General features: G+C 50.7%; 11 protein-coding genes. 4 read left to right on the top strand and 7 right to left on the bottom strand.

Annotated features, from left to right (window positions below; all coding sequences use genetic code 11):
* Positions 1-247: 247 nt before the first annotated feature.
* Positions 248-685, top strand: coding sequence for an SHOCT domain-containing protein (locus ACEN86_RS19470; RefSeq protein ID WP_495632130.1), 438 nt, complete (start codon positions 248-250; stop codon positions 683-685).
* The gene (locus ACEN86_RS19475; protein ID WP_495632131.1) at positions 666-941 is read left to right on the top strand and encodes a hypothetical protein; all 276 of its coding nucleotides are present in this window, start codon (positions 666-668) and stop codon (positions 939-941) included. The genes ACEN86_RS19470 and ACEN86_RS19475 overlap by 20 nt, the downstream gene beginning before the upstream one ends.
* Here the strand turns inward: ACEN86_RS19475 and thmT are convergent.
* From thmT to hxlA, 3 genes are all read right to left on the bottom strand, one after another.
* Entirely contained in the window at positions 914-1105 is a 192-nt protein-coding gene (thmT, locus tag ACEN86_RS19480) for a 2-hydroxymuconate tautomerase (protein ID WP_495632132.1), read from the bottom strand. The two genes, ACEN86_RS19475 and thmT, sit on opposite strands and share 28 nt — an antisense overlap.
* 84 nt (positions 1106-1189) lie before the next feature.
* Positions 1190-1747: a 6-phospho-3-hexuloisomerase gene (gene hxlB, locus ACEN86_RS19485; protein ID WP_495632133.1), complete on the bottom strand. Its 558-nt coding sequence runs from the start codon at positions 1745-1747 to the stop codon at positions 1190-1192.
* Between the two features lie 8 nt (positions 1748-1755).
* Positions 1756-2388, bottom strand: coding sequence for a 3-hexulose-6-phosphate synthase (hxlA, locus tag ACEN86_RS19490; protein ID WP_495632134.1), 633 nt, complete (start codon positions 2386-2388; stop codon positions 1756-1758).
* Between the two features lie 200 nt (positions 2389-2588).
* Here hxlA and ACEN86_RS19495 point away from each other — a divergent pair, with 200 nt between their 5' ends.
* Complete coding sequence (locus ACEN86_RS19495; protein ID WP_495632135.1) at positions 2589-2945, top strand: winged helix-turn-helix transcriptional regulator; 357 nt, start codon at positions 2589-2591, stop codon at positions 2943-2945.
* Between the two features lie 61 nt (positions 2946-3006).
* On the opposite strand, the gene ACEN86_RS19500 is transcribed toward ACEN86_RS19495, so the two are convergent.
* Complete coding sequence (locus tag ACEN86_RS19500; RefSeq protein WP_495632136.1) at positions 3007-3324, bottom strand: MGMT family protein; 318 nt, start codon at positions 3322-3324, stop codon at positions 3007-3009.
* 182 nt (positions 3325-3506) lie between these two features.
* On the opposite strand from ACEN86_RS19500, the gene pepT reads away from it, so the two are divergent.
* On the top strand, positions 3507-4742 hold the full coding sequence (pepT, locus tag ACEN86_RS19505; protein ID WP_495632137.1) for a peptidase T: 1236 nt from the start codon (positions 3507-3509) through the stop codon (positions 4740-4742).
* Positions 4743-4945: 203 nt separating this feature from the next.
* Here the strand turns inward: pepT and ACEN86_RS19510 are convergent, their stop codons facing one another.
* The 3 genes from ACEN86_RS19510 to ACEN86_RS19520 all read right to left on the bottom strand — a co-directional run bounded on the left by ACEN86_RS19510 (position 4946) and on the right by ACEN86_RS19520 (position 14112).
* Positions 4946-9628, bottom strand: a complete 4683-nt coding sequence (locus ACEN86_RS19510; protein WP_495632138.1) for a S8 family serine peptidase — start codon at positions 9626-9628, stop codon at positions 4946-4948.
* Positions 9629-9840: 212 nt separating this feature from the next.
* Positions 9841-10959 (bottom strand): response regulator, encoded by a 1119-nt coding sequence (locus ACEN86_RS19515; RefSeq protein WP_495632139.1) that lies wholly within the window; start codon positions 10957-10959, stop codon positions 9841-9843.
* Positions 10960-10980: 21 nt separating this feature from the next.
* Positions 10981-14112, bottom strand: a complete 3132-nt coding sequence (locus tag ACEN86_RS19520; protein ID WP_495632140.1) for a hybrid sensor histidine kinase/response regulator — start codon at positions 14110-14112, stop codon at positions 10981-10983.
* Between the last annotated feature and the right edge of the window lie 62 nt (positions 14113-14174).

The raw sequence follows: 14174 nt of genomic DNA on the forward strand, positions 1-14174 counted from the left end.
TGGCTAGCTTCCGCTGAATATTACGAAAACAAAAACAGTTTAAATATGTCGATTTCGTGCTTTTCAGCTTAAACTAAGGTTCGGCGCATATAATGACCTTAAGTTACAAATTCACCTGAACAGAAAAGCTCAGGAATGTAACTTTTACCGGAGTCATTCGTAATATACACCATGACGTTGTCGCCTTACCCAAGCCAACCATCGTGCCCTGTACATACAAACAACCCCGAAACGAGGTTATTTCTACATGCATCCGAAACGTATTATTATTAGTGGAACCATTGCCGTAGTCGTGACGATCAGCACAGGTCTGCACAGCGAGAAAATATACGCCAGTCCGCTTGTTAAACTCATTAGCATCAACCTGGATAAGATTAACCCCCAGCTCAAGAAGAGCCAGGCCCAGGCCGATCTTCCCGCGGGAGATCCGCTGCATGCGGCGCTCGGCACTGCATCGGACGAGGAGCTGTACCAAGCTGTGTACAGCGGCCAATCGCTGGCACAGATTGCAAGTGCCAACCAAGGCGATGTGCAGCAGGTCATTGACCTTCAGCTTGCGGAGCTTACGCAGCAGCTTGATGAACGGCTTGCCGCCGGCAGCCTGACCCAAGAACAGTATGAAGCGCAGAAGGCTGAGCTTCCTGCTATCGTGGCCAGCAGTGTGCATGGGCAGCGGTACAGCTAACCTGGGGGCAGCTCGGTGCCCAGGCGGCGGTGCTTCCCGCCACCCGGGCCAGCAGCGTGCATGGGCAGCGGTACAGCTGACCTATCCTTATGCAGCCAGCCTGGCAGACCAGGCGGCAGGAGTAGCCAGCTTGCGAGCCGACAACTCCGCCAGGATGGCTCGGCTCCATGGCCTCGCACAGCAAGAATCCCCAGCCAGTACCCGGCTGGGGATTCTTTTTATACCATTCTACGATTCCATATCCGCATACAACTGACCGTGCTTGCCGTAATTGTCTGGCGCGAGGTCCTCGAAGAAGATGAACACCTTGTCAGCCGGGATCCCCATCGTCTCGCTAGCTGCCTCAGTCACCCGCTTAATGAACTCACGCTTCTGTTCTTTGGTCTTGCCCTCAAGTATTTTTACCGTTATAAATGGCATCTTTCCTTCATCCTTTCAGTTACGGAGTCATGGAGAAGCTCAATTCAACTGGTTCTTCACAACATGTTACACCATCCGGCGCTCCTATTCCAGGTTCGCATGCCTTCCGAACATCTTGTTCGAGCTCTGACCCTTCTTCTCCATTAACCGTAAAATCAAGGCATCAAAAAAGATTAGCAGCATCTGCTCGAATAACGAGCCCATCGGCTGAATGCTTTGACTTGTCCCATCGGCTTTGTCCTTCACCACGCCTGGAAGCTTCACCGTAATATCAGATAGCACGCCCAGCGTAGATTCCGGGTTAATGGTAACAGCAACCAGCGTTCCACCAAGTGACTTCGCTTTCTCTGCCATAGGCAGAAGGCTCTTTGTCTCTCCGGAGCCCGACCCGATTAAGAGTATATCCACTTCTTCAAGTCCAGGTGTGGAGGTCTCTCCAACTACATACGCCGGAATACCCATGTGCATCAGCCGCATGGCGAAGGCGCGTGTCATCAGTCCAGACCTGCCCGCACCGGCAACGAATACACTTCCTCCAGCTAGAATCCGCTCGGCAAGAATTTCAGTCTCAACTGCAGGCAGGTGATCCGCTGCCTGCTCCAGCTCGCGAATGATCTTGTCAGCATAATTGACTATGGTCATCGCGGGTCTTAACCTTGGCTGATGAGTTTTTTCATTTCGGCAGCCGTCGCCTTTTTGTCAGCTTCACCCGTAATACCGCCGCCAACGATCACAAGATCAGGTCCTGCCTGTACGACCTCAGGCAAAGTGCTCAGCTTGATGCCTCCGGCGACTGCTGTCTTGGCCTGCTTGACCACTGACTTGATGGTGCGGAGATCCTCGAATGAGCTTTTGCCAACCGCCTGAAGGTCATAACCTGTGTGCACGCAGATATAATCTACGCCCAGTTTGTCCACTTCCTCCGCTCTCTTGGCAATATCGCTGACATTGATCATGTCGATCAGAATTTGTCTGCCTTGCTTCTTAGCTTCTGCGACTGCACCTTTGATGGTCTCATCGGTTGTTGCACCCAGAATCGTGATAATGTCTGCACCAGCTTCGGAAGCCTTAATGACTTCGTAACCACCCGCATCCATTACTTTTAGGTCAGCCAATACTTCAAGCTGCGGGAATGCGTCTTTAATGGCTTTTACCGCATGTAGACCTTCGTTAATCACGATAGGTGTACCGATCTCAACCACATCGATATATTCTTGAACTTCTGCTACAACTTCCAATGCTTCAGGTATATTTACAAGATCAAGTGCCAATTGTAACTTCATGAATGATTCCTCCCAGGAAATATAATTGTATGATGCCTGCCTTGATCCGCACAGCTTAATATGTCCTGGATCAAAATTAGGTATTCTTGCTCGGAATCTATATTACACCTTGAGTATCATTGAAGTAAGTAGGCACATTAAAAGCATATAGTGTCGTGAATGATACTGTTATGATATACTCTTGTCATGAGGTGATGGTAATGGCAAGGGATTATGACAGAATGTACAATTGCGAGAAGGAAGTAACCTTGTCCGTGATCGGCGGCAAATGGAAGATGATTATCTTGTGGCATCTCGGAAAAGAAGGAACCAAAAGGTTCAACCAGCTTAAATCGCTGATTCCGGATATTACACAGCGCATGCTTACTACACAGCTGCGGGAACTTGAAGAGGATAAGATCATTAACCGGAAGGTCTATCCGGTCGTTCCGCCTAAAGTGGAATATTCGCTTACTGCGTATGGAGAAAGTCTGATTCCCATCCTCGATCTGATGTATGACTGGGGCAAGAATTATATTAGAGATGCCATGGATAATAAGGTGAATATACGGGAATAGCTGCTCTTTATGAAAAATAGACAAGCCCAGCCAAGTCGGCCGGGCTTGTCTATTCTTATTTCTATGCCTGCTCCGCAGCATCCCACTGATACACGGCCAAGTCTACCCGATTGCCCATGAGCAGTTCAACGCCCTCGCTCTCCAGCAGCAGCATCTGCAGCGACTTCGACTCGTCCTCCTTCAGCGCGATCTCCCCCTGCTTGTTAACCACCCTGTGCCAAGGCAGCTGCAGCTTGCCGCTCATGGAATGAAGGATTCGCACAACCTGCCTGGCTGCTCGGGGTGACCCTGCACAGGCTGCAATCTGGCCATACGTCATCACTTTGCCCTCTGGAATCGATTGAATGACCTGGACCACCCGGGCCGTGAATGGAGTCATAGGACTTCACCTGTTTTCTGTATTAAAATAATGGTTGTCTATATATGCGTCTGATCTAATTGGAATGGTAGCCCATTTCAGCGAGAATTACCACTTCAAATGGTGCCCTGGTTGATAACTCGGGCCGCCTTAACTATCCTTAGAGTAAGCCTACCCTAACACTACGACTGGAGATGAAGGAAATGAAGGACGAGATTATAAAGCGGTTCACTTCCTATGTGAAAGTAGATACTCAATCAAGCGAGGACAGCGAGACTTGTCCGTCCACGCCTGGGCAGCTTACGCTTGCCCGCATGCTGGTTGATGAGCTGAAGGCCATCGGAATGGCCGAGGTGACTATGGATGAGAACGGCTATGTGATGGCCACGCTTCCTTCCAACACCGATAAGGATGTGCCGGTCATCGGCTTCCTGGCCCATGTCGATACCGCGACTGACTTTACAGGAACCGGAGTGAAGCCCCAGATCAGGGACAACTATGACGGCGCAGATATCGTACTGAACGAACAGCTGAACGTTGTGCTCTCCCCGAAGGATTACCCTCAGCTGTCCAATTATATCGGGCATACCCTGATTACCACGGATGGCACTACCCTGCTCGGGGCCGATGACAAAGCCGGGATTGCCGAGATTATAACCGCGATGGCTTACCTGATTCAGCATCCGGAGGTGAAGCACGGAACGATCCGGGTCGCTTTTACCCCTGATGAAGAGATTGGCCGGGGGCCGGAGCGCTTCGACGTCGCTGCCTTTAACGCGACCTACGCTTACACGGTAGATGGCGGATCCCTTGGGGAGCTGGAGTATGAGAGCTTTAATGCGGCGGCTGCCAAGATTACGTTCAAAGGCAACAACATCCACCCGGGCTCGGCCAAGGGAAAGATGATCAACTCCGCCAAAATCGCGATGGAGTTCAACCGCCGCCTGCCTGCCAGCGAGGCGCCCGAGTTCACGGAGGGCTACGAAGGCTTTTATCACCTGCTATCCGTACATGGCGACGTGGAATCAACAACCCTGTCCTACATCATTCGTGACTTCGACCGCGCCAAGTTTGAGGAACGCAAAGCGATGATCCAGATGCTGGTCGAGGAATTCCGCCAGACGTATGGAGTAGATGGTGTCCTGCTGGATTTGCACGATCAATACTACAACATGAGAGAAAAGATCGAGCCGGTCAAGGAAGTGGTTGACCTTGCCCACCAGGCTATGGTGAATCTCGGTATCCAGCCGGACGTGAAGCCAATCCGGGGCGGTACCGACGGTTCACAGCTGTCCTATATGGGCTTGCCTACCCCGAATATCTTCACTGGTGCCGAGAATTATCACGGCAAATTCGAGTTCATCTCGGTTGACGTTATGGTCCAGGCCGTGAAGGTGATCGTTGAGATCGCTCAGCTTTTTGAGCAAAAAGAAGCCTGAAATCATTTATTCAGGCCGTATATCTGAAGGGCAGGTAAGCCGCCGGACCTCCGGCGGCTTATTTGCTGCTCCGGGTGACTAGCTTGCTCCAAAGGCAGATAGGAAATCTGCAGCGCCAAATACCTATCTTTCACGAACAAAAACGTGCAGACCTGAGTCTGCACGTTTTTGCGTTCTGCTATGAGATTAGCTTTCCCCTTAGACTATTCTACCAATTGAGCTTTAACGAGCAGCTGCCAAATGGTTGCGGCTGCCATCTCCCGGCTTGTAATAGCACCTGGACGGAAATAAGAAATTCCGTTAGCGATCTCACCACGCATCAAGCCGGCTTCGGTAACCGCCTGGACACTGTCCTTGGCATAGCCGGACACTTTGGAGTTATCCTCATAAGTGGTATGCGATGGATTGCTGGTAGAGATATTTAATAGAGAAATTGCTTTTGACAAAATTACGCTGAGCTGCTCACGGGTAAGCGGTGCGTTCGGATCGAACTTGCCATTTCCCGTACCTTTGAGCAGGCCTGCTTCATAGGCAGCAGCTACATCGGCTGCATACCAGGCTCCTGACGGAACGTCGGAGAACACGGCCTTATCTTGGGATACCAGGCCAAGCGATCTGGCAAGAATCGAAGCGAATTCTGCACGTGTAACATTCGCCTGCGGTGAGAAGGTAGTGGCAGAAGTTCCGTTGATCAACAGCTTGCTTGCCATAGACTGAATCTGGGATTTAGCCCAGCTTGTACTAATATCCTTAAAGTTCACCGGACGAGTCACTGCCGCATAGGTGGAGAAGCCTGGACGGCTTACCGTGACAATCGTTGTTCCGTTAGCCTGCGGTGTGAATACCGAAGCCACCGGACGAATGACACCCTCCTCTTCATACAACACTCCGGCTGTACCCGGCTGGATAGTTCCGTCTACGGTAAAGGAGCGCTTGATCGGAGTCTTGTTCACTTTAATCGGTGTGCTGCCTTGGCTGCCTACGACGTTCACTTCATAGCTTATTGGGCTGCCTACAACGCTGCTGCCCGCTGCTTGAGATGTGAACTGTGTCTGCTTGGAAGCGTTCGGAGCAATAATAACCTCCACTCCTGAACCGCCTGGTACATTGCCCATCAGTGAGACTGGCAGCGAGACGGAGGAGCCTCCACTGTTCACAACCAGCGTACTTTGAGCTGGTGCTTGGGTCAGAGCCTGCACTTGGGAAGGGCTGATCGTTGCCTTAAGCTGCTGATTGTCGGTATCAGCTGCCGCCAGGATGAACGCAGCTGCCGAATTGCCAGCTGACTTGATGGAGCTGACCAGATCCTCATCTTTCATGGAGAGGGTAACCCCAATTCCGTTCTTCTCTGTAGTAGTACCCACTTCTACCTTGTTCTGCCCTTTGCCGATAACAGCTGGAATCGAAGGATTCACACTAGTATTAGGCTTTGGCTGTGTTACTGGTGACGATGGAGCTGGAGACGGCGCTGGTGCTGCAGCAGGCTGAATAGTCACAGGTACTCTGACTGTAGTGGATGCGTCATTTCTCTTAATTTCAACCTTCAGCTCTACTTTAAACGCTGGCTCGGCAGTTGCCGGAATCTTCTTAAGTACCCCGTTGTCATCAATATAGCCTGTGTTGCTGCTTTTAATGACCTTATAAGAAAAGCCGGTATTTTCCGGGAACTTCAAGACGTCTTGATTCAGCTGTGTTGTGTTGACAATATTAGCATGGAAGGTCTCTGCTTCAGCCAGGACCGCTTCCATATCCGTCGAGGTCACACGGAATGCAGTGTAGGCTGTATAAACAATATCGTTATTGGCACTATCCTTTACCACAACATAATTTCCATTGCTATCTACTGTTAATTGAGCAGCGAGGACTTCCAGTTTATAAGTACCTGGCTTGAGATGCTGTACACCTTCTGCAGTAGTATAAGTTCCATCAACCGCATCAAAACTGTAATCTCCAGGCTGAACAAATTGATTAAAATACTTGTTGTCGATCGTACCTATAGTCTCATCATCCAGACCGAGTACGTTCAATTCCATATAGTTCGTATTATTGGCAGTTAACTTGTACTTCACATCCGTAGTCTTGATTGTTCCGTCTGTCGAGATGATCGAGTGATCAGCGACCACATCCTGTACGCCAAAACCATTAGCCGGTCTATCATTGCCTACGTGTACGACAAATGGCAGGTGAAGCGCAGGAATTCCTTGAGCCTCCAGACGAACCTCTCCCTCATAGACACCTTGGATAGCATTCGCCATAGGAGCGACATTCAGTGAGAAGCCTGCCGTACCGGCAGCTTGACCCGTAGCCGGATCTACCGTGATCTTGTCCCCATCTGTAAGCCCTGACAGCTCCGCTGATATTTTGCTAACATCCGGCGTAGGAATCGGATTACCAGGGTCTGAAGTAACGGAAGGATGCATCACAACTGAAGCTGTATACTCCACAGCTGTGTCCGAGAAGTTCTTCACCTGAAGCTTCTCTTCCTTGGCAGCGTCTCCCGCGGCCATAATTCCAAAGCTTGCCGAGGAACTGTAGTTATCTACCTGTTTATCCTGCAGGTATTTGTCCTTAATCGTAATCTTATCCACTGTCTGTAGAACAGCCGGCGTATCTATCGCTTTAGCAATATCAACCCGTCCCGCACCTTGGGAATATACATCGTAAGGGACAGGGACATCCGACCCATCACTGATCTCGTCTGCCGTATTCGCCAGTGCAGCGCGAATGTCGAACGGAGTCCAGTTCGGATGCTCCTGCTTAAGCAGCAGCGCTAGTCCGGCAACATGCGGTGTAGCCATACTTGTTCCGCTGATCCGGGAATAAGCTTCACTATACGAAGCGTTCGGATCATTCAGCCCGTATGCCGGCCAAGTGGACATAATATTCACACCCGGTGCAACCAGATCCGGCTTAATGCTCAGATTCGCATCGGAGTTAGGTCCCCTTGAGCTGAAATACGCCACTTTATCCCCAGCTTGGGTTGCATTTGTATAGTCACTGCCAAAGGTAAAGGTAAGAGGCATCTCCGGGTGAGCCATCAGCTCTCTCGCAAGCGCTCTACCCTCTATTCCCGGCATATCAAAAGTAGGTACAAACTCAAGGCTATCGCCGAGATAGCCACTGCTCCCAATGGCACCATTTCGGCTGTCAGAGACACTCGCCTCATCTAGGTTAGGCACATCTCCCGCGTTAATGCCATTGAATAGAACAACCGCCTTGGCCCCATGGCTTTTGGCAATGGCTACTTTATCGGTAAAATTAGACTTACCGCGGGAAATAAAGGCTACCTTGCCCTTGACAAGGTCATTCCCTTCCGAGTCTTTCGCGTAATCATCTTCAAGTCCAAGGCCAACATAGACGCCCTCAATCGGATCGGTTCCAAGTACCGCATGGAAGTCCTCCTGTGCAGTACGCCAGGCCATCAAATTCATACCAAGAGATCCCGCGTCAGCAGAAGGTGTAACGGATGGAGTTACATTCGCTTCTACCTGTGCTGATGCGGAAGGCGTGCTCTCCTCGCCTGAAGCAGTCTCAGATGCAGCTGCATCTGATCCGGAAGAGCTGTCCGTGCCTACACTAGCCGCTTCCTGACTTTGCTGTGGATCTACAGCCGCTGGTTCCGCGGCTGCCGGCTCTGTGCCCACCTCGGTTCCTGCCTGAGCACCTGAAACCTCGCCTGCATTAGTCAGATTCTGTGGAGGTTGGGCTAATAACCAGCTTACGCTACCTGAGAAATGCTTGCTTTCGCTCGATGCTGCTCCAACGGAAATGGCAAGCTGGGAAGATGCTGGCGATCCCATGGAGTAATAATATCCATCTCCGCCATCGGTTGCTGCATTTCCGTTCGCAATGACAGCCGTAACTCCCGCCATAACTGCATTGTTGATGGCAATGGAATCGGGCGTATTTACGTCTTTCTCTGAATCTGAGCCAAGCGACAGGTTAATGACATCCATGCCGGCTTCCACGGCATGCTCGATCCCGTCAATAACTTGTGCGGAGGAACCGCTGGCTCTGCCTGTCTCAGGATTGTAACCGAGCACTTTATAGGCATACAGATCGGCATTATAGGCTATACCCTTTTGCACAATGTCTGAAGTGGTATTCGCTGCCCGTCCGGCAATTGTACCGGATACGTGTGTGCCGTGCTGGGAACCTTCCGAATCCTCGTCAGGAATGTCCTCATACGGGTCGTCATCTTGGTTGATGGAGTCATATCCTCCCTTATAAGCGCCTTGCAGGTCTGGATGCTTATAATCAATACCGGTATCAATAACCCCAACCTTCATATGAGACCCATCGAGTCCCTTCGCCCAGGCTGCCGGAACCCCAATCTGCTCAAGCGGATTGATATCAAAATAAGGGCTGTTCACATCAAGCCCATTCTGTTCTTCACGTGGAATACTAAAGTAAGTGTGGTTCTCATTGACCGACTTCACACCGGGGAGAGCCGCAAGTGCTGGAATCTGATTCGCAGGAATCGTTACTTCCATTCCGTTCAGTACGGTATTAAATTGATAATTCACTTTGAGATTAATGCCATTTGCCTTGGCTCTGCTGATCAAGGTAGCCTGCTGACTGTCAGTTGCCTGCTCCGCAGACTCGGCGGTCAAGCCGGAGACTCCCATCTCACTTGCATACATCCCTACTGCGGCCGGCTCAGCGGTAAGCTGCACGATAACCCGGACCATTTTGGTAGAATTCGTATTAATTTCTGGTGAGATCAAAGCTGGTTGTGACAATGAGGCAGTGAGACCTGATAACTTCAAAGGGGCACTGTTCTCGGCAGAAGCCGCAAATGCCTGATAAGGCGCTGCTCCCCCTGCAATCAGACCAACGACAAGTGGAATCGTGGCGACTTTGCTGAAAATACGCGATCTGTTCAATGTGTTCCCTCTCATTCTTTTTAGTAGAATCAATATCTACCAGAATATCAGGGACCACTGAACCAATTCTGAACCATTGGAACTACGGACCGCATAGGACCTATTTACGACAAAAAAGCATGCCCGGCCTAGAAGACCGTGGACTACACTCTCTCCACATTCTTCAGGCAGGCATACTTACCTGATATATTTCACCTGATGAAAAGCGCCTATTAGCACATCCAGTGCTCATAACAGGATCTCGTCTCTTCCTCCGGGACCGTTCCAAGCTCCTCATCAAGCAGTCTTTCATACTGCACATAGTATTGCTGAAGCTCCTTGTATTCTCCAAGTCTTCCGTAAGCTTCGATGAAGAGACGGCTGATGGAATCCGAATAGGGGTCCAATTCCGTGAGAGTTGAAAGTCTTCTAAGCGCCTGCCTTGCCTGCCCAGAGTCAATCTCATAGCGAGCTAGATCCAAGTTGATTTCCTTGTGCTTCTTGGCCAAGCTCTCTCTTCTTGGCTTAACCCAGTCATATTCATGCTCTTCCAGATACCCTCCCCGGTAGATGGATAGCGCTTGTTCTGCGAGCTCCCAGCGCCTAAGTCCACTTGCTTTGGCGTACTCCTGATGAATTTGCTCGAACTGATCCGCATCGGTCATGATCTGTCCGGGCTTCAGCCGGTAGTTCTCATGAGCATACTCCACTTCTGCCGACGCCCCCCAATCTCTAAGCAGCTTGCGGATCTGGTAGACTCCCGTATGGAGATGGGTGGCTGCCTTATCGGTCGGGTATCCGCTCCAGACCACCTCCAGAATACGATCCTTGGATACCCATTCCCCATTCAGATTTAGCAGGAATGCGAGCAGCTCCTGAGCTTTGGCTGTTCTCAGCTTAAGCTTCTTCCCTTCGGCTTGCGTCTCGGGCAGAGCCATTCTTCGGAACAGCTGAATACGATACAGATCTGTCTCACCGCGGGATTCTCCCCGTGCTACTATTTGCATAATACGATCTATCGTCTTGGTCAGCCGGGCAGGCATTACAGGTTTCAATACATAATCCAAGGCATATAACTCAAATGCTTCAAGAGCATACTCTGAATAGGCCGTAACATATACGATACGAGTATGGGGATCGATCTGCTGAATATATTCCGCTGCCTCCAGGCCATTCATCTCCGGCATACCAATATCCAGAAATACCACATCGGTCTTCTCCCGGCTAAGGTAGTTCAGGCCCTCCTTAACGGAGGTGAACTCGCTTGAGACAGTCACGCGCCCGTCACTCGCCAGCAGCCGCTGAAGCTGCATAAGTGCTGGCTTCTCATCATCGATTAGAACAGCTTTCACCCGCTACTACCTCCTGATTCCTTATATAAAAGAGTTGTTCCCTGCTACCCTAGGCAGCTCGAAAGAAACCCTCGTGCCCCGTCCCGGTTCGCTCTCAATCCGCAGACCGCTTCGGTTCAGAGCCCGCAGCCTCTGGTGAATATTCTTCAGACCGACACCACTGCGCTTGACCTGGTCGGATAGCAGATTGTCCAGCTTTCCGCGCGTCATGCCGACACCGTTATCAATCACCGCTATAATTACCTGCTCCTTCGTTACCTTGATCTCCAGACGGATCAAGCCCCCAGCTTCCTGCTGCATGATGCCATGACGAACTGCATTCTCCACGAGTGGCTGGATGCTCAGCGGCGGAATCATCACAAGCATATCTCCTTCCAGACTAGTCTCCATCTGCAGCCGATCCTCGAACCGGGCCTTCTCCAGATAAATATAAGACTCTACCAATTCCAGCTCCTTCTGAATAGGGATGAACTGTTCCCGGTTCCGAAAGTCAAAGCTTCCCCGAAGATACTGACTGAGTTCCAGCAGCATCCGCATGGTTTTATCCGGGTCTACCGGACATAACGCAATCATCGTATTAAGCGCGTTATACAGGAAATGGGGCTTGATCTGCGCCTGAAGAAAGGCCATTTCTGTGCGCACGGCACTCTGCACGGATCGTCTTAGCTCCAGCAGGGTTCGCACACGTACCCGAAGCTCCAATGAATTTACCGGCTTGCTCAGGAAGTCATTGATCCCTGCTTCAAAGCCTGTTTGTATATCTTCAGGGCTGCTCCGCGCCGTCAGCATCAGCACCGGAAGCTCAGATAGCAGGAATCGCTCTCTCAGCTTCCTGCATAAATCGAGCCCCGACATCCCCGGCATCATCCAGTCCAGAATCACAAGGTCAATCTTCGGATTCCTGAGCGTCTCCTCCCACGCCACCTGTCCATTATCCACCGTAATCACCCGATAATTCTCCGTATACAGCATACCGTTAAGCACCTTGAGGTTCATAGGATCGTCATCCACGATCAGGATCGTGAACTCTCCAGCCTCCCCGGGCTTAATCTCACCCGGATCCTGAGTCTCCTCCATCCTCCCGGCTGGCGGGAACGATTGAGCTTGAACTGCTGCACCAGTGTTCTCCACCACCATTAGGCCCGCCGCCCCCTCCGTTAGTTGGCCCGCATCCTTGGCTGCGGGAAGGTGAATATGGAAGGTGGAGCCGCTTCCTTCAGCAGATTCTACCCTTATCGATCCGCCGGCCAGCATGACAAGCTCACGGGTAATTCTCAGCCCTAATCCGGGGTATGTATAATCACTCACCGGCTGGCCTTTTCTCTGAAAGAACTGCATGAGCTCCTGAACCTGAGAGTCAGGCATACCGAGACCCGTATCGGACACAGACAGGGTTACCCCGCCTCGATCAGCCTTGGCCTGGGCAGCTATATAGCCATACTCGGTATATTTGACACTATTTCTCAGCACGGAGAAAAGAATCTGCTGTAGATGGTTCTCATCCATATAGACGTAAGGCAAATCTGCTGAAGAATTCTGTACGAACCGGATGGGCTTCCCGTCGATAGTGTGACTGATCACCTCCCACACTGCGGCGACTGCATCAGCAAGATTCACAGGCTTGGGTTCCATGCTAAGATCTCCGGCCCTCAGCCTGGTAAATTCAAGGATTCCCTCGATTTGAACCGTCAGCCGCTTGCTTGTAGAAGCTACGAGGGACAGGTGCTCTGTCTGGGCACGGCTTAAAGGGCCCGCTACCCCTTTGATCAGAGATTCCGTAATATTAACGATCGCATGGAGAGGAGTTCTGAGCTCATGTGAGGTCGAGGCCATGAACTCATCTTTTAATCCATCCAGCGTGAGCAGTCGGTTCGACAGGGCCTCTACTTCCCGATAGGAGCTCGTGAACCGCCTGGACATAATCAAGGTCTGGACCATGACGAAGATCAGAATCTCATAGACCGTGTAGACTTCACTAACCTGAATCCCCATTACATTCAAGAGCTTCAGGATAATGATGGCGAGAATACTGAGCCCGCCTGTCAGCATGAGCAGACTATTCCCGGGGTGAAGCCGGACCCCTCGTAACAGGGCATACAAGACATAGGACACACACATAAATCCGTAAGCGAGGATGGGTCCCTCCCATACCGAGAATATTCGTGCCGGAAGCAGAATCCCTGCCGCAAGCTGAGCAGCGGACAGAATATCCAAGAGAAGCAAAGCCCATTTGGAAATGACCTGCGGAATTGAGGCAGCAACATACCGGAGTATGAAGAAATAGACCAGTGTTGAAGAGAGGAGCTGGATTTTCATAATAATCTCGTACGACATACCCGGCATGATGATGCCAATTAACTTCTGGCCATGGGTCAGAACATACACAAGTCCGGCTAGGCAGAACCCGCCAAGGAATAGAGAGGCGTACTCCTGCTTGCGTACCCGAAATACATAGAATAGATGCAGACTGAATAATAGAAAGCCTAGTGCCGTGATCAAGTCTACCATCATATTTATTTGATATGATCTGGAGATCGATGCCCAATCCCCCAGAATAATAGGGGTAATCATTCCCCCGGAGGCATAGCTGTAATTAGCTACCTGGACGAGAATCTCGGCATTGTCTCCAGACAAGTGAATAAAGGAGGAGAAAGGAATATTACCCGAAACCCCCGTGTCTGCAGATCCAGAAGGAACTCCACTTCCTCCGACCTCTTCCCCATTGATAAAAATACGGCTAGCCATTCGAATATTCGTAGTCTGAATGCCGTAGACATCCTTGCCCGGGTGATCCTTCAGCCGGATCACAAGCCGGTAAGTGCCATAACCGAATGAAGCCGGTCTTCCATTTGGAGAAATATAAGAATTCCATTCTCCCGGAATTCGGACAATCCCGGATAGCTCGGGAGCCGAAGAAGAAGCGCGCATCTGGTGGAAATCCCCCGGTTCAAGCAGCTGATTACGATAGAACTCCCACTCGCCTGTCAGCTCAACTTTGCCTTCGGAGTGGAAGTCCCAATTGCTCAGATTCATAACGCCCTGCCGGGCTTCCGGTTTCATGGGAGAGGAATAATGTAGAGTAATCATGACATAGAGTGGAATAACAAAAACAAGTCCCAAACTGCACAGGACCTTCAATCCGCGTGTTCTCATAGATGCTCCTCGGCAAACTTATCTCTAGCTACTAGTGTTCTTACTATAGGAATTTTATCTAG

Source organism: Paenibacillus sp. Paensp111 (genome assembly GCF_059492195.1).

What these genes read in the sequence shown, in the direction of transcription:
- hxlA (WP_495632134.1), bottom strand. Translation starts at nt 2,388, where the DNA reads ATGAAGTTACAATTGGCACTTGATCTTGTAAATATACCTGAAGCATTG.
- hxlB (WP_495632133.1), bottom strand. Translation starts at nt 1,747, where the DNA reads ATGACCATAGTCAATTATGCTGACAAGATCATTCGCGAGCTGGAGCAG.
- ACEN86_RS19475 (WP_495632131.1), top strand. Translation starts at nt 666, where the DNA reads ATGGGCAGCGGTACAGCTAACCTGGGGGCAGCTCGGTGCCCAGGCGGC.
- pepT (WP_495632137.1), top strand. Translation starts at nt 3,507, where the DNA reads ATGAAGGACGAGATTATAAAGCGGTTCACTTCCTATGTGAAAGTAGAT.
- thmT (WP_495632132.1), bottom strand. Translation starts at nt 1,105, where the DNA reads ATGCCATTTATAACGGTAAAAATACTTGAGGGCAAGACCAAAGAACAG.
- ACEN86_RS19495 (WP_495632135.1), top strand. Translation starts at nt 2,589, where the DNA reads ATGGCAAGGGATTATGACAGAATGTACAATTGCGAGAAGGAAGTAACC.
- ACEN86_RS19520 (WP_495632140.1), bottom strand. Translation starts at nt 14,112, where the DNA reads ATGAGAACACGCGGATTGAAGGTCCTGTGCAGTTTGGGACTTGTTTTT.
- ACEN86_RS19470 (WP_495632130.1), top strand. Translation starts at nt 248, where the DNA reads ATGCATCCGAAACGTATTATTATTAGTGGAACCATTGCCGTAGTCGTG.
- ACEN86_RS19500 (WP_495632136.1), bottom strand. Translation starts at nt 3,324, where the DNA reads ATGACTCCATTCACGGCCCGGGTGGTCCAGGTCATTCAATCGATTCCA.